The sequence below is a fragment of the Nocardia sp. NPDC101769 genome (genome assembly GCF_044766925.1).
GTDB lineage: Bacteria > Actinomycetota > Actinomycetes > Mycobacteriales > Mycobacteriaceae > Nocardia.
In genome coordinates, this window is sequence record NZ_JBIWMX010000021.1 from 1 (window position 1) to 15,457 (window position 15,457).

15 protein-coding genes and 1 pseudogene are annotated in these 15,457 nt (G+C 64.4%); 4 read left to right on the forward strand and 12 right to left on the reverse strand.

The window, feature by feature from the left end:
* Positions 1-98: pseudogene (locus tag ACIRRA_RS28355) on the forward strand (IS5/IS1182 family transposase); the annotation flags it as partial.
* Positions 99-389: 291 nt separating this feature from the next.
* Here the strand turns inward: ACIRRA_RS28355 and ACIRRA_RS28360 are convergent.
* Positions 390-1,490: a hypothetical protein gene (locus ACIRRA_RS28360; RefSeq protein WP_402774148.1), complete on the reverse strand. Its 1,101-nt coding sequence runs from the start codon at positions 1,488-1,490 to the stop codon at positions 390-392.
* 1,265 nt (positions 1,491-2,755) lie between these two features.
* Here ACIRRA_RS28360 and ACIRRA_RS28365 point away from each other — a divergent pair.
* Positions 2,756-3,118, forward strand: a complete 363-nt coding sequence (locus ACIRRA_RS28365) for a hypothetical protein (protein ID WP_402774150.1) — start codon at positions 2,756-2,758, stop codon at positions 3,116-3,118.
* Between the two features lie 397 nt (positions 3,119-3,515).
* Here ACIRRA_RS28365 and ACIRRA_RS28370 read toward each other — a convergent pair whose 3' ends face one another.
* On the reverse strand, positions 3,516-3,830 hold the full coding sequence (locus tag ACIRRA_RS28370) for a hypothetical protein (protein ID WP_402774153.1): 315 nt from the start codon (positions 3,828-3,830) through the stop codon (positions 3,516-3,518).
* 201 nt (positions 3,831-4,031) lie between these two features.
* Between ACIRRA_RS28370 and ACIRRA_RS28375 the strand changes: the two genes are divergently transcribed.
* Positions 4,032-4,415, forward strand: coding sequence for a hypothetical protein (locus ACIRRA_RS28375; protein WP_402774155.1), 384 nt, complete (start codon positions 4,032-4,034; stop codon positions 4,413-4,415).
* A gap of 827 nt (positions 4,416-5,242) precedes the next feature.
* Here ACIRRA_RS28375 and ACIRRA_RS28380 read toward each other — a convergent pair.
* Complete coding sequence (locus ACIRRA_RS28380) at positions 5,243-5,938, reverse strand: Ig-like domain-containing protein (RefSeq protein ID WP_402774158.1); 696 nt, start codon at positions 5,936-5,938, stop codon at positions 5,243-5,245.
* A 341-nt stretch (positions 5,939-6,279) separates the two neighbouring features.
* Here ACIRRA_RS28380 and ACIRRA_RS28385 point away from each other — a divergent pair, with 341 nt between their 5' ends.
* Positions 6,280-6,561 carry a hypothetical protein gene (locus tag ACIRRA_RS28385; RefSeq protein WP_402774161.1) on the forward strand — a complete coding sequence of 94 codons (282 nt, stop codon included), beginning with the start codon at positions 6,280-6,282 and terminating at the stop codon, positions 6,559-6,561.
* Between the two features lie 238 nt (positions 6,562-6,799).
* Here the strand turns inward: ACIRRA_RS28385 and ACIRRA_RS28390 are convergent, their stop codons facing one another.
* From ACIRRA_RS28390 to ACIRRA_RS28430, 9 genes are all read right to left on the reverse strand, one after another.
* On the reverse strand, positions 6,800-7,138 hold the full coding sequence (locus ACIRRA_RS28390) for a transcriptional regulator (protein WP_402774164.1): 339 nt from the start codon (positions 7,136-7,138) through the stop codon (positions 6,800-6,802).
* An 822-nt stretch (positions 7,139-7,960) separates the two neighbouring features.
* Complete coding sequence (locus ACIRRA_RS28395) at positions 7,961-8,686, reverse strand: tetratricopeptide repeat protein (protein WP_402774167.1); 726 nt, start codon at positions 8,684-8,686, stop codon at positions 7,961-7,963.
* Positions 8,687-8,956: 270 nt separating this feature from the next.
* On the reverse strand, positions 8,957-9,208 hold the full coding sequence (locus tag ACIRRA_RS28400) for a hypothetical protein (RefSeq protein ID WP_402774170.1): 252 nt from the start codon (positions 9,206-9,208) through the stop codon (positions 8,957-8,959).
* A gap of 693 nt (positions 9,209-9,901) precedes the next feature.
* Entirely contained in the window at positions 9,902-10,435 is a 534-nt protein-coding gene (locus tag ACIRRA_RS28405) for a dihydrofolate reductase family protein (protein ID WP_379403694.1), read from the reverse strand.
* A gap of 1 nt (position 10,436) precedes the next feature.
* On the reverse strand, positions 10,437-11,360 hold the full coding sequence (locus ACIRRA_RS28410; RefSeq protein WP_402774175.1) for a helix-turn-helix domain-containing protein: 924 nt from the start codon (positions 11,358-11,360) through the stop codon (positions 10,437-10,439).
* Positions 11,361-12,112: 752 nt separating this feature from the next.
* Positions 12,113-13,339 (reverse strand): hypothetical protein, encoded by a 1,227-nt coding sequence (locus tag ACIRRA_RS28415; protein WP_402774177.1) that lies wholly within the window; start codon positions 13,337-13,339, stop codon positions 12,113-12,115.
* A 175-nt stretch (positions 13,340-13,514) separates the two neighbouring features.
* Positions 13,515-14,291: a polyprenyl diphosphate synthase gene (gene uppS, locus ACIRRA_RS28420; protein WP_402774180.1), complete on the reverse strand. Its 777-nt coding sequence runs from the start codon at positions 14,289-14,291 to the stop codon at positions 13,515-13,517.
* Between the two features lie 7 nt (positions 14,292-14,298).
* Positions 14,299-15,066 carry a hypothetical protein gene (locus ACIRRA_RS28425; RefSeq protein ID WP_402774183.1) on the reverse strand — a complete coding sequence of 256 codons (768 nt, stop codon included), beginning with the start codon at positions 15,064-15,066 and terminating at the stop codon, positions 14,299-14,301.
* Positions 15,063-15,365 carry a PadR family transcriptional regulator gene (locus tag ACIRRA_RS28430; RefSeq protein ID WP_402774186.1) on the reverse strand — a complete coding sequence of 101 codons (303 nt, stop codon included), beginning with the start codon at positions 15,363-15,365 and terminating at the stop codon, positions 15,063-15,065. Before ACIRRA_RS28430 ends, ACIRRA_RS28425 begins: the two co-directional genes overlap by 4 nt.
* Between the last annotated feature and the right edge of the window lie 92 nt (positions 15,366-15,457).

Here is a 15,457-nt window from a genome sequence, read left to right on the forward strand (position 1 = left end):
TGCGTGGCCGCGGCGAACGCGCCAACGCGCAGCTCAAGAGCTGGAAGGTGCTGCACAAGCTACGCTGCTGCCCACACAAGGCCGGGACGCTGGCCTGATCCGCAACTCGGCCCGAATTCCGTCGCCACGTCCGGCCATGATTCCCCTCCACGATTCCGCACACCGAATGTCGTTGGTGCTGCTGGATTTCCGATCATGAGCCTAGCGCGGCGAGCTGGACGACCAGGATCGAGAATCAAACCGACAGTGCCCGCCAACTGACCACACCAGCTGACGAAGAAGTGCTCGGTCATCGGCATTATGGTGCGTTCGCCGGCCTTGGATCGGCACGGCCAGTTGATCTTCCGCCGGGCCGCGCTGTCCGGTTCGGTCAGCGCGAGTATGCGGCATTATGGTGCGTTGACATCGGGAGTCGGACGGGTCGTCGTACCCAGGGTCTCCGCCGCGTCGTAGCCGGCTGAGAGTAAGAGTCTCACAGCGCGTTCCGCATCGGCCGCCTGGCAGAGACCCAGATGGTAGCCATCACCGACGGTGATCGACACGAGCGCGAATCCGAGCCTGTGGAACTGGTCGCCGGTCTCTTTGAGGAAGGTGCTGGTCTCGGTCACCCGATCTTGTGGGTCGGCGATGTTAATGGCTGAACCGTATTCGGCCGACCACAGCGAGGACAACTCCGGGGGACACAGTCGTCCCAACTGTTCCCTGATGGTTTCGATATCGTCGCGCCAGTCGAAGTATTCCAGCAACGCGGGGCTGATGCCCCAATCCGTACCGTGCAGCATCGCGAGTAGTCCGCGACGGGCGAGATCACCCTCTCCGGAGCAGAGGTAATCCATTGCCGGGTACGCATCAAGGTAGGCGCGCGGGTCGTCGAGAACAAGGCGCAACAGTTCCATGATGTCCGGTCGATTCGGCGCCAGTATCTCCGCAAGCTGGGGTAACGCGGTACAAACCACATCGGGTGCCTGTAGTTGTGGAAACGCGGGTACGTCGTCCTGGATCGCGGTCATTGTGCCGAGCCGAATCAGGGACAAACTGTGTCGTGCTCGCTCGACGATACCCGAGACCTGTTCTGTAGGAACGAAAGCCAACGCACCGGCATCCGATCCAGTATCGATGTTCACCAAGGCTGATCCGACCGCATAGCTGTGCTCGCCAACCAACTCCAAGAACCGCTTCATGCCTCCTTTCAAATCCGGCAGGTCGCGGAGGAAGTGCTCATACCAGTCCCACGCCATCGCCGTGGGATATGTCGATAGCTGCTGTAGCCTTCCCGCAATGTACTCACTGCCGTCCCTGTAGTTGATCAACGCGACCAGCCCGGCATCATCCAACTGGTCCACCAGCACCATCCGAGCCCTCGCGAGCTGGTAGGGCTTACCAGAATCCGCGCTTACCCTGTCCATTACCGCATGGGCGATCGTCGGCCGATCGGGCGCGAGTGCTGTGGCTACCTCGATCAAGGCATCCCGTTCGAACTCCCAGCTCACTTCAACCCCTGTAGAACATCTATGACCATGTCCGGGCGACGGTATACCGCCCGTACAACATTGGCGCCTTCGTGACGCTGTGACTCCATGCGAGTGAGAGCCCGATGGCCGGTCATCGGCAGAAGCGGACGTTCTGTACCGCACCAGGTTCCGGCCGCCGGCGCCCCCCGCTGGCCGGTTCGGTCAGCGCGGTATGCGGCATGTGCGGATGTGGCCGCATTTGCTTCGTCGATCTTGCGCTCTGCTCGCCGACGTAGCGGGAACCCGTGCGGTTCGGCCCCCCACGGGACGGTGGGACCGAATCAAACTGGGGGCATAGTGGTTCGCCCGCGAATCGCCTATTGGGATCCCAATAGGCCGCCGTAGCAGACGAGCGGGCCGCCCATACCCATATGTGGGTGACCACCAGTCAATACGCACAGCAGCGACGCCACGGTGCCGATGAAGCTCCCCTGCTGCTGCATGGCCCCTTGGAAACTCCCGGTGTCCGCGATCGGACCGACTTCCGGCAACGGACCCGCCGCGGCCGTACCCAGGGTGGAAAGTCCGATTCCGGCTGAAATGATCACTACTGTAGCTATTTTCATCGGCGTTCGGGCCATTTGACTACCTTTGCTCGTGACAACTTGCCAGACGGACGATACGCCTTCACGGCCATGATGAAACGAGCATGCTTCAAATTTTGAGGGCACAACTTCCCGGAAGCGACAGCGCGTACGTGCCCCGCAGAGTGCTCGATCATCGGCAATAGCGGATGTTCTGCACCGCACCAGGTTCCGGCCGCCGGCGCCTCGCGCTGGCCGGTTCGATCAGCGCGGTATGCGGCAATAGCGCGCACTTGAGTTCACTAGAGTCAGGGGGATATTTCCGGGGCAGGCGCCGGAAACTCGACCTTCGCACAGTATCTCGCCCTTGCAACCCGGTCCGGCAGGTCTGCGTAGCTGCGCCGGATTCCGCCAGGTTGTCCAAGAATGCCGGTATCTGCCGCCCGATGAAGCGGTGCAGGCACGATTCGCCTTCCAGCACTAAGTTATCCGGGCTGGTGGTAGCGAATCGCTACGGATGCCGGTAGAGGGCCAGCGGGCGGGCGCGGGGTTCAGCGGCAGGTGCGATCAGAGACCCAGCAGCTCCGGCCTCTTTGCGATCGCGCGGTACTGCGCCGCCGGGTCGGCGACCAGTCGGCGCTCGGCCAGATCGAGGATGCCACCGACATGCGACACCGTCGCCACCGCGGCCCCGTCGAGTCTGGTGAACAGTCGCCGAAAGTGGCCGCCTGGCGCGCGGTCTGGGGCACCCAACGCGCCAACCCGGTCTATGCCGCCCGCTACAAGCATCTGACCGGCCGCGAGACCAATCGGCTCACCCCGACCCAAACCCAAACCGTGATCGCCGCAGCAGTATTGCGCCAGCTACACGCCGTCATCACCACCCGACAACCCTGGGACCCCCATATCGCCACCCACGGCACCACACGCGCCAAGATCTCGACCGCCGCCTCAGCGGCGGCGCGTCGAGCGGTCGGTCGGGGCGAGCCCTCTGCGGCATCGAGACACACCGGCGATCTCGCCGCTCATCATGGGCAGCCCCGGCCTGTCGTCACCACAACCCGATTACACGCTGCAGGGTGACCAACCCCATTACCGCTATGCCGGGACGACGACAAACCGAGGGCAACCGACCGGACCACTTGACACAAAACGACGTACGCTGATGAGCGGACGTCTGCCGGACATGCTCCGGCTGTTCGGCGCATCGGCTTCGGATCCCGGTGGGTCTACGGTCGGCGCAGGTGACGGCATTTCCGAGTCCGGACTCGGCGTGTTCGGCATCGACGATCAACCGGAAGTTGGCAGCGATCGGTTCGCTCTGCAACTATCACCGCCGTCACGGCGTCGACTGCGGTGAGCTACTGACCGAGATCAAGCCGGATGGGGTCCGGGACGCATGGCGGCCCGTCCCCGGCGCATCCGGGGTCCGAAGGCGATAAGCGCCGACACACGATCAAAGGGAGGTCTTCGGCCCGAGCTAGCCCACCCTGGAGCCGTCGTAATGTTGACAGTAACCGGTTTCTGGGTACCAGTCGCCGCCGGAATATTGACACCAGAACTGGCGCCACAGCAGTTGGGCCGAGCTGGAGCCAGTGTTCGCATTCGCGTCGAGAGTCTGCGTCGCTGAACCGGATGTGACCGATCCCGAGTCCGCCGAGCCCGAAGCGGTTGTCGTGGCCACCGGATCGAGGGTGAGCGGAGCGCCGGTGGCGACCCCGGTGCCGTACAGGATGGCTGCGACTGCACAGGCGGTCGCGATGGTAGGAAGCCGGTAGGCCAGAAGGGGTTTCAACTACGGACTCCTTGGAGGTGCAATGCTCCAAGGACTCTAAAATAGATTGATTTCAGAATGCTGCCCTGATTTCCATGGGCGGCCCAGGGGCCACGGACTGCACAGGCCGTCATATCTACGGCCAGACCGCTCCCGGTCTGCACCGGGTCGCCGTAGCTACGCCCAAGCCTTCGGGCACGGATACAACAGATTCCGGCACCGATGCGCGCTGACAACACCGAATACCTGCGCACCGCGGCCCGGCGACGGCACGAAAACACCCGCGCCGAGGCCATCGCGGCCCTCCACGGCCTCGACCAGGCCGGAGCGCGAATCACCTTCGAATCCGTCGCCGACCACGCCGGGATCTCACGCTCATGGCTCTACGACCAAACCGGTGATGACGAGTGGGAGGACGACAACTGGTGGGAGATACCGCTTTCGAATGTGCCCAACGTCTGCGACAGCATCGCTCGACGACAGGTTGCGGCACTGCGCCGGTCCGGCGCGGGGTCGACCGTGGAACTCACCGCGAATACGTGGGTGTACAGCGATAGCACGGTGTCCCTGTGGCGCATAGACATTCCGGTCACCTTCGACCGATAGTGTCGACTTCTCCGCGAGGCATCCGGTTGTCCGCCGAATGCTCGCTCATCGGCATGAGCGCGCACTGCTAGCGGTCGTACGGCGCTCTGCCCGTGGATCTTCCGATGCCCCGCGCTGGCCGATTCGGTCAGCGCGGTATGCGGCAAAATAGTGTGTTGCTCTGGATCGGTTCTGGTCGTTAGCAATGTGTACGCGCTGGGTGGTGGTCCGGGCGCGGTGGTTTCGTAGTCCGGATGCTTCTGCTGGACAATGGCGCTGGAGGCACTCCGGAGGCTGGTTCACGAGACTGGCGAGCTGCCCCAGCGGCCGACTGCCGACACCAATCTCATGAGACAACACAGCTAGGATTCTCATGGCAGTGGCGATTGTTGCCCACACGGCCGCCAATTCGCGGCAAAAAGTCCGCCACTCGACCCACTCGAAAGAGCTGGTAGACATGCAGATTGGACCGTACCCGCTCGGCAGCGGTTTTGGAATACGGCCCGAGCGCTCCTGGCGACCCGTGGCATGACCCATCGCGAGTCCCAGTCGGCAATGGGAGCCAAATTCTGCGGATCCACCATGTGGAAGCACGCCCCCAGCCGACTCCGACCTGCGCGAGCGGCGGATACCTCGGCGCTCCCGAACTGGCGATGCTCTGCACCAACGACGTCTTCTGGGATCGGATATCCGAAATAACCAGTCCCGGACGACAAGATGTGTTCGCCGTTTCGGTTCCGGGGACCGAAAACGTCGTTGCTCAGGGGATTTCGGTCTACGGTGGGCGGTAGGCCCGGGTGTTCCGTGCGTCCGCGAGGCATTGTCGATCCGGACGCACGGACCGTCGCCTAGTGCGATGACCCCGCGCTGAGCGAGTTCAGGAGAGGGCCGATGACCGGGATGGAGTTAGCGCTGCCGGTGCCGGTCGGGGTGGCGGTCGCTACCGGGGTGGTGACTATGAAGGTGGCCTGGCCGGCGAATTGACCTGCGCCGGACGGGGTCGTGGTGACCGAGTCGTCGGGGGGTGGGGGTGTGGTTGCGTTGGTGTAGACAGCCGTGAGGTTGTGGGCGCCGAGTGTGGTGGGCGTGAAGGATAATGTCGCCACACCGTTGGTGACGGTGGCTTGGCCCAGATTGACCGTGCCGCCATTGTCATCGAAATAGACGATGCTTCCGGCGGGAAGTGACGCTGCGGAAACGCTGAGCGTATAGGTCATATTCGGGTGGTGGACAAGTCCGTTGATCGTGATGCCCGCCTGGGTCAGGCTTCCGCCAGTAGGCTCTGTCCCAGCAGGTCCGGGTGTTTTCGGAAGCTGGCTCACCGAAGCCCCGGTTCCGGCACGGCTGACGAAATTGCCGCTCGCGTCCCATCCGTCGAACGCGATGCCGTGAGTTCCGGTCGCCGTGGGGTACCAGGTCAACTGAACCTTCCCGCCACTGACCTTCTGCGGACCGCCACCGATGACAACCGCCTGCGTCAAATTGCCCGGGCCGACGAACAGCATGTCGTACAGAAAGACCTGCGAGATCGTGGGATCGCTCACGGTAGCCGTGATCGTATACGCACCCGGATCTCCACCGGCCCCCGGTGTCACGGTTACGTCGATCGCATTCGCCGACGCGGTCGGTGCGGTCAATCCGGAAGTCGCCACGGCTACTGCGGCCCCCACAATCCAGATGCTCGCCCGACGGATTCGTTTGCGCTGCAAGAAGTCTCCCCGTTCTTCAGTGGTATGGCCCCGCTGACGCTAACCACCCGATACCCGCATTGTCAAAGGCTTCTATTTCAGTTTCCGGGATGGTCGGCCGATGTTGGCCGAAGGCGAGGTGTTGAGGGTCAGCCCGCAGGGCCTGACCCTCGAAGAGCGCGACACGCAGCGAGCGCTTGACGGTCGGTATGGAGCCCTCGATATTCGCCGAGAACGATCCGTGCGAACTGGCGGATGAAGGCTGGACGCTTGATGACGAGTGGGAGGACGACAACTGGTGGGAGATACCGCTGTCGGATGTGCCCAATGTGTGCGACAGCATCGCTCGCCGGCTGGTCGCGGGTCTGCGCCGATCCGGAGTTGGTTCGCCCGCGGAACTAGTCGCGGAGGCGTGGGTGTACGGCGACAGCACGCTGGCGATGTGGCGCTTGGATATTCCGGTCAAGTTCGACCGGTAGCGTCGACTTCTCCGGGAGGCATCCGCCCATCGTTCAAGTAATCGCTCATCGGCATTACCGTGCGTTCGGCCGGCCTCGGATCGGCACGGCCAGTTGATCTTCGCCCGCCTCGCGCTGGCCGGTTCGGTCAGCGCGGTATGCGGCATGACGGTGCGTTGACAACCCAGCTGAAAATGATCACCGCATGGACGAGTCCGTTGCCGAGCAGATCAAGGAAGTCGTGGCTGGACGGAATGAATCAACCAGTTGGGCTGGGTGATTCTTCTGTTCCAGTTTCCCTTCCTGTGAGCGCTCGACCTTGGTTGGTCAGCTCGGCAAGGGCGGCCAGGTGGGCTTCAAAGGCCTTCAGGCCCACCGCTGTGAGGGCCAGCCATGTCCGCGGGCGACGACCCACGTGGCCTTTGCGGATCCGCACGTAACCGGCTTCTTCCAGTGTGATCGCCGCTTTCGACAGTGCGGAGGCCGCGATATCGCATTTCTGCGCGACGACGCCGAATTCGGCTTCAGCGCAGCCGGCAAGGAATGCGGCGGCTTTGAGCCTGGCCATCGTGGCGAAGGCCTCGTCGATTCCGGTCACCGATTTCGCCGCGCCTCGACAGACCGCCGCCAGGCGGAGAGGCGCCACCAGGTCGACATCCCCAGCAAGACTCCCAGCGCGAGGCTTCCCCACCCGACCCGGTCGGTCACCAGCCAGACCAGGCCAGCCACCGCAACCGGAGCAGGAACGATGCCTGCCGACAACCAAACCCAACGCGGTGGCACCGTGGCGCCGGCGGAGTGCGGCAGAACCCCCGCGCGCACCCACGTCCCCGCCAGAATGCCCAGGGACGCGATATTGACAATGCACATCAGAAGACCGGCAATAGCGAATGCTGCGCGCCCGCTTCCGTGAGTCAGCGCAGAAACACCGAGCAGACCGAACCCGAGCACACAGCTCAGGCCCGCCAACGCAGGAAACCATCGGGGCATCCTGGTCGCACTGACGGCTGCCCGCCGGGCAGATCGAGCGACATCGAGGGCCGTCTCAGGAGATGTATCACTGCTCATACTGTCAGATTAGCATCTACTTTCTATTAGGAAAATAGATGCCAGGGGCCCTGCCGGCCTTCGGACATGGTGTCGGACGCTGATCGGTTCGTCCGCACGCTCATCGGCATGAGCGGACGTTCGAAAGAGCCGCGGCGTCAGGCCACAGACCACATCAGCCTCGTCGGCGCCGGGGAGACGTAGCGGTTCGGCTCAGCCAGGGCCTGGCCCAGGCGCTACGTGAACTTCGTTGGATTTTTGCCGTCCACGACCGAACCGGCCGGGGCATGACGACGCCAGCCGGTCGCCGCCCGTCACCATGTCGCCGTCGATATGCGCACAGCGCGAGCAGGGTGATGCGACCCGATACCGCCTATCCCTGTTGGTGCAGCCGGTCCAGGAACAGATCCCGATTATGCGTCGCCAGCTCCGCTTGAAGCGCAAAGGCTTCCGGCTGCTCGCGACCGAGACGTCGATACAGCTGCAGGGATTCATTGGCGACGCGCAACGCGTCGGTGAGATCCCCGGCATCGGAGATGTAGCCACCGAGTTGATGCAGGGCACTGGCCAAGAAGCGCTCGTAGCGCGGTCGACGTGGGGCAAGACGGCGCAGAATGTCGACGAGTTCCTCGCCGAAAGGCAGCGCTTGCCCAGGCTCACCGGTCCTGTCCAGGGAGCGGGCCAATTCGTCCAGAGAGCTCAGCAAGCTGGGGCCGAACCGGTGCGGAGCGCGCGACAATCGTTCCCGACACAAGGCGAGCGCCTCCCGTGCGTCGTCCACCGCCTCCCGCTCCCGGCCCACACACCGCAGCAGATACGCCCGCAGGCTCAACGCCGTGGCGATTTGAACCTCGGTGGTCGTGCGCCGAACGATCGGCGCGCGGCGGCAGATTCGCAGTGCCTCCTCGACATCGATCAGGGCGTCGTCGTACCGATATTCGACGGACAGGGCCAACGCCCGTAACCGAAGTGCGGAGGCGAAGTCCGGACCGAGGCCCGGTAGCACCGAAGCCCATGGCCGCAGCACCGCGACGACCGTGGTCATGATTTCGGGGTCCCGCACCCACCGCTGGAACGTATCGGCGACCCGATATGCCATATGAACCTTCTCCCTATACCGAGGTTCTCAGTACCAATCCCCCGCACCGAGCCGAGTATTCCGATGCCCCAAGTAGTCCACCTCACGCACCACAGCCGCGCAAGCTACACCGAGATCACCACCAGCACAGGACAATTGCGGTAGATGACATGCCCCTTACCGGCCCTACGCTCAGCCTTCACCCCGACTGTTGGGTCGGTCATGGGCGCGGTGCCGGGATTGCTCCCGGTCCGTTTCCCGTGACCGCCCGCCGAACCCGGCGTGCCTCTCTCAAGGCACCGGGCTCTCCATGTGTCTTGCCCGGTGGTCAACCGCCGCTCGGGCGGCTGCCGGTGTTGTTGCCCACGGGGAATGAATCTTGTTCCCGCGGTAGCGGTATCGCGTCACGGCGACGCTGGATGCGCCGCTGAGCGTGTAGCCGCCGTATGCGATCTTCCAGCTGCCCATGACACCCGACTTCAGGAACGCCTTCACCAGCGCACCCACCCGCTTGTCCTTGATCTGGCCCCGCAGGCGGTTCATCAGCGCCGTGTGATCGATCTATGGGCTGGTCGGCGGTGCACACCCACCAGCTCAGGGGTGGGGAACTCCTGGTCGGGCATTGTGCGTCTGGGCTGGGAGGCCACGGTGAAGGACTACGGCGTAGTCGTGGCGAGGCCGCAGGGGTATAGCCGGGTGCCTAACTCGTCGATCGGATGACAGTGAACGTGGGAACCGCCCGTGTTTCGTTCCCCGCCAACGCCTTACGCCAGGAGGTGTGGCGGGGATAGGCCCGATGCCGGCTGAAGGATGCGGGTGGGCGGAGCCGTCGTAGTACTCGGGGGCCGGGAGACCGCGTCGCCGGAAACACCGGCGCGCGGACAGCGGGAGTCGACCGGGTCCGACCCATCGGTGCCGACTCTGCTTCAGCGGCCGCGGTGAGCGTCGAGCCGACAGCGGTTCCGGGTGCGGGGTTCCCGATCGGGTCGGGCAATACCGGGTCCAGCGGAACCGGGTCCGCCGGTGACGGATCGATCATCTGCTGGCTGCTCCACCCCAGCCCCACCTGCCAGATCTGACAGTGCTCAAAACATCATGCCGGCTTCGAGGATCCAGGAGATGGATCGAGACCCGTGTCGGGGTGCCGGAATTCCTGAACGCGCCACGAATCACGTTGCGCGATAGTTTGTATGCCATATCCCGAATTCTTACCGCGATGAATCGGATGGTGGGGCGTCAGCGCACGACCGAGTAACGCACGCAGGCGAATTCGCCGTTGTGGGCGACTTCCGTGGTCTTCAGTTCGAGACGGCGGGGGAGCAGGGGTGCGCCCGCGCCCAGCGTGACGGGGGCGATGGAGACGATGATTTCGTCCAGCAGGCCCTGATCGGCGAATTGGCCGACCAGCTCGCCGCCGCCCATCAGCCAGAGGTCTTTGCCGTCGGCGGCCGCGGCCATCTCCTTGTGTACGACCTCCACCGGCTTCGAGGTCAATCGGACGTCGCGGCCGTCGTCGAAGGCCGGGAACTCGCGATGGGTGAACACCCAGGTCGGCATGTTGTAAGGCCAGGGCTCGGTGGAATTCTCATTGATCCATTGATAGGTGCTCGAGCCCATGGCGATCGCGCCCGCACCAGCCGCGAACCGGTTCAGTCCCAGCGGGCCGTCCCAGTCGACCTGCCGAGACAGCAGCCAATCCAGGTTGTGGTCGGGGGTCGCCAGGAAGCCGTCCAGGCTGGTAGCGGTGTGGTAGACGGTCTTGAAGGTCACGTCATCCTCTCTGGTGTAGCCATTCGATGGGATCGCCGTCGACGATTTCGGTTCCGGCGATGGATAACTCGGTTCGCAGCCAATGCCGTACGAGATACCTGCGGTGGATGGAGTAGCTCAGGATGTGGGCAATCACGCTGCCGATGACGAAGCTCTGCGGCGGCTCGCACAGCGCATCGATCAGAGTGTCGTCCCACCCGCCACGCCGGGTGAGATCGCGGATGGTATCCAGCCACCGAACCGCTACGCGCTCATGGCGTTTCACCAATTCCGGGAGAGCGTCGTCGGCGGCCGTCGGGATGTCCTCGCCGTCGATCGCGGCCAGCCACACCTCCTTCGACTCGATGAGATGGGCGAGCACGGTGGCAATGGATTCCTCGGGGCCCCGGAACGACTCCACCAGCAGGCCCGGAAATCGCACCCGCTGGTACTGCGATTCGTCGAGTTGCGCTGCCATACTGAGGAGTTCGCGGGTGTCGTCGATATCGTGATGGATCAGCAGGGTCGTGGGATCCAGCACGGCCTGTTCTTTCGGCGCACTCGTCACCCACAGCGACATGGGCGGGTGAAAGTGGATGCCATTGCTCGTGGGCAACCACCGTCGGCGCTCGTCCGCGGGAGTCAGGCTCGGCGGATGCCCGAAGGCAGCGCTGAACGCGCGGCTGAAACCCTCCACCGAGTCGTACCCGGCCGCGAACGCGACGTCGGTCACCGACTTACCCGTCGACAGCTCCCACGCCGCCCGCTCCAGCAGCACCCGCCGCTTCAGCGCCACCGGGGGCTCGCCGGTACCGCGCGAGAACTGCCGGGTGAAATGGAACGGCGAAACGAAGGCATCAGCCGCCATCGCACCGAGCGTGGTGTTGTTCTCGTCCAGCACCGCGTCGAGCAGTTCGCGTAGTCGATCTCGTCCGGTCTTGGCCACACGACAAGTCTGCCAACGCGGCCCCGAAACCCGCTTGACCGATCTTGCTCAGCCTCCGACTCCACCTCGGCGTACGGGTTCGGGCCGGACTCACACTGCAAAGTGACGCGTTCCGCCAGCGACGGATCAGCAGGGCCAGTTGACCTTCGCCTGCCTCTCACTGGCCGGTTCGGTCAGCGCGGTCAGCGGCATGACAGTGCGGGCTCAGCACCAGGTAAGTCCGCGTACCAATCGCTGCTTCTGAAAGTCCAGGGCGTCACGGTTGCAAGAGGGGAGCGCTCCGTTCTTCGTAGAAGGCTGTCAGCACGTTGAAGAGTAGCCACAGTTACATCCAGCATGATCGCTAACGGGCGCAAGCTTGGCACATAGGTGCCACTGAACCGCTTGTCCTGCAGTGCAATCCGCTCCTTCTCTGTGGCGAGCATGAAGAAGGCCCACAGCTTGCGATGCGACATTCCCGAGCAGGCCCTCCACGCCAGCTGGAGCGATGACGAGTCATAGGGTGCTGATCTACCTCCTTAATCACTTCGCCATAGCCTTTCCATCGCCACTCAACGGCCTCCAGCCCAAGCCGCCGTGCGATTGGAGCAGCCGCCCGGATCCGCGCTGGCCGGTTCGGTCAGCACGATATGCGGCATGTCAGGATGTTTGAGGCTCAGCGATCGCCTTCGGTCGGTCGCCGAGCTTCAGGCTGATCGAGGTCCGCCAGATGCCGACGTTGATGCGTCCGAACCGAGTTCAGCGGCGGCGGGTCAGTCCGGTATCCGTTGGACCTCGATTTCGGGATATGGGGCGATATCGTTGGCGAGCAGCGGCTCGGCCCGGCCGCCGACGACATGTTCGATAAATGCGGCTGAATATTCGTCGACCAGGGTCAACGCCCGGTCTCCGGCGAGGTCGCCGAGCGCCATCTGGGACCGCAGCGGGGCGGCCAGGTAGTAGACACCGTAGTCACTGAAGTTGAAATGCTTTGCGCCGCGGACTCGGTAGCACCAGATCGGACCGGTACTGGCGGCGGTGAGAGTGGCGGCGGTGTCACGGGTGGAATTGCGGTCGGCGCATATTCCGGTGATACAGGAGTCGGCGCTGCCGATGAGCAGCATCGGCTTGCCGAGCCCGGCGCGGACTACCGGACCGAATTGAGTGCCGTCCAGATCGATGGCACCGGCGCAGTGCGTATCGGTGCGGCATGCCTCCAGCGCGGCAGCGCCCCCGAAGGAGTGGCCCAGATATGCGGTCATCGCCGGGTCGACGTGATCGCGGAAGCGGTTGGTGGTGTCGAGTGCCGCGACCTGCGCGGCGGCGAAGCGTGCGTCGGCGGCCCACGTGGCCACCAACGCGTCGCCGGCTTGGTCGGCCCGGTCGCTGTGCAAGTCCGTGCTGTCGAAGGCAGGCGGGTTTCCGGACCGGGTGGCGTGGACCGCCCGGCCGCCGAGCACGGTCAAATTGGCGCTGTAGGTGGGGGTGACACCCGCGACGAGAAATCCGTAACTGGCCAGGTTCTCGGCCAGCGTGGTGAATTGTGGTGCGGCGAAACCCAGACCGGGCTCCAGGACCACGATCGGGAACCGCCCACCGGCTACCTCGGCGTCCGCGACCGCATGCGGGTGAACGGCAGCCAAGTTCGTCTCGCCCAGACCCACCGGCCCGGACAGTTGGAGCCCGGACCATGCGCCCGGCGCGTAGGCGGCCGGGGCCGCGCCGGGCCCCGGCGCGGCGGGATACCACAGCCACACCGACAGTTCCCGTACCGTACCGGGTTGCGGGGCCAGTGTGTCGATCCGAGCCGGATCGGTCCATTCGAAGATGGTGCGGCCCACCGCATACGGTCCGGTCGGTGCGGGCAGGCTCACCGGTGCCGATCGCCGCTGCGCGACATGAACCGCATAAGCCGCAGCCGCGAGCATCAGGACCAGCGTCAATGCCGCCAGTGACCGCAGCGTCCAGCGCAATTGGGCCCGGCCGAAAGATACTCGCATCAACGGGCCTTCGGCGCCGCGTGCGCCTCGTCGCCGGACACCCTGCTGTGCGAACGCGACCTCGCGCGCGTTCCTGCCGCCAAACCAGCGACTGACCGACCGCCCAGTGCAAGGGAAGAGCGTATTCGTGCCTCCGGCACGTTGCCGAGGCTGTTTGCGGCGTTCGATGCGGGGGTTAGGCGCCATATCTGCGGTGGCGGTTGGCGAAGTTGCGTAGTGCGCGGAGGAAGTCGATTTCGCGGAAAGCGGGCCAGTAGGCTTCGCAGAAGTAGAGTTCGGAATAGGCGGTTTGCCAGAGTAGGAAATTCGACAGTCGTTGTTCGCCGCTGGTTCGGATGACCAGATCGGGGTCGGGCTGATCGGCGGTGTATAGGTGGGCGGCGAGATCGTCGACGGTGAGGGCATCGGCGACTTCGGCCAAGGTCTTTCCGTTGCAGGCGTTGTCGTAGAGCAGGTCGCGGAAGGCGTCGACAATCTCTTGCCGTCCGCCGTAGCCGATCGCGAGGGTGACGTGGGCGCCGGTGGCGCATGCGGCAGTGGTCTCGACGGCATCCTTGAGCGCGCGGGCGGTCGTGTCGGGCAGCAGATCCAGCGAGCCCGCGATGTGCAGCTGCCAGCGCGAGTCGGGTCGGCCGAGCCGGTCGGTGACGAGGTCTTCCACCACGCGCATGAGGAAGTCGATCTCGTCGCTGCGGCGGTTCTGCAGATTCTCGGTAGAGCACAGGAAGACAGTGACGTGGTCGATGCCGAGGCTTTCGCACCAGGTGAGTACGTGCTCGGCATGTTCGGCGCCGTAGCGATGTCCCAAGCGGGTATCGGGCAAGCCCTTCTTGCGTGCCCAGCGGCGGTTACCGTCCATGATCAGGCCGATGTGTCGCGGTAGTGGCGCTGCCCGGAGTTGGCGTCGAAGCCGACGGGCATAGAGCGCGTACAGGGGGTCGGTCAGGCGCATGTGTGTCCTAATCGTCGGTGAGGGAGGGCAGTTCGCGGATGGTGGTGGTGAGGGTGGTGCCGAGTGCAAGCAGCACCACACCCCCTCCTGCGGCGACGGCATCGAATTCGGTACCGGTGACGGCGAAGACGAGCAATACTGCTGCCGAGATCGCACTTGTGCCGGTCAGCACGGCGATCCCGGCGATCGAACGCCGCCGGGTCGGCGCGACCACGATGTCCGGGCCGAGATTCGCTAGCATCCGGCAACCGTTGGCTGCCAGCAATAACCATGCGCCCCACCAAATCCCGAGTACCACGATCCGCAGGGCCGGTAGTGCGGGCACATTGGTTCCGGCGTGGACGAGGAACACAACCCCCGCGATGAGCAGCGCGGGCAGGGTGAGCGCGCGGGCGCCGCGTCGGAACAGCACGCCGATCTCAGCGCGATCGAGCAGCGGACGCGGTGCCACCAGCAACAGTCCCAGTGCCAATCCGATTCCGCAGGCTTGCAGGATGGGCAGGAATCGAGACGTCTCGTCGTCGGTGGTGAGATTCGCGATGAACCATCCGTCGCCCGAGACCGCGATTGCCATCGCCGCCGCTCGGGCGCGGCGCTGGCTGCCATAGCGCGTCGGCCAGATAGCCGGATGCAGCCACATGTCGATCGCCCCGGCGAGGATATTCGGCCAGGAACGAAACCCCGTAGCGTGCACTGCTTCTCGCAATTCCTCGCCCCAGCGGTCGCGACACGGTTTCGGGTACAACCGAATCAGGGCGTGGTGAACCATTGTCATGCCGGGCTCACTCCGAGTCGCTGCAGTCCGGTCGAGGCGACCCGGGCCATGGAACGCAGCTCTCTTTCGAGGAGTTCTTTCCCCTTGCCGGTCAAGCGGACCGGGCGTTGCCTACCGGTGCCGTCGGCGGCTTCGACCAGCAACCCCTTCGCCTCCAGCCGGGTCAACGCCCCGTACAGGCTTCCCGGGGCGAGTCTTTCACCGGTGAGGCGTTCGATGGCGGTATTGATGGCATAGCCGTGCAGCGGGCCCTCGGCGAGAGCGCACAGAACCAGTAGCTGAGCATCGTTGGCGAGCATCGCAGAACCTCCTGGTTGTCCGTCGATCCGCACTGTAGTACGCATCGCGTAGCTCGCGCTACGTAGTACGCGGTACGTACTATTGTCGCACG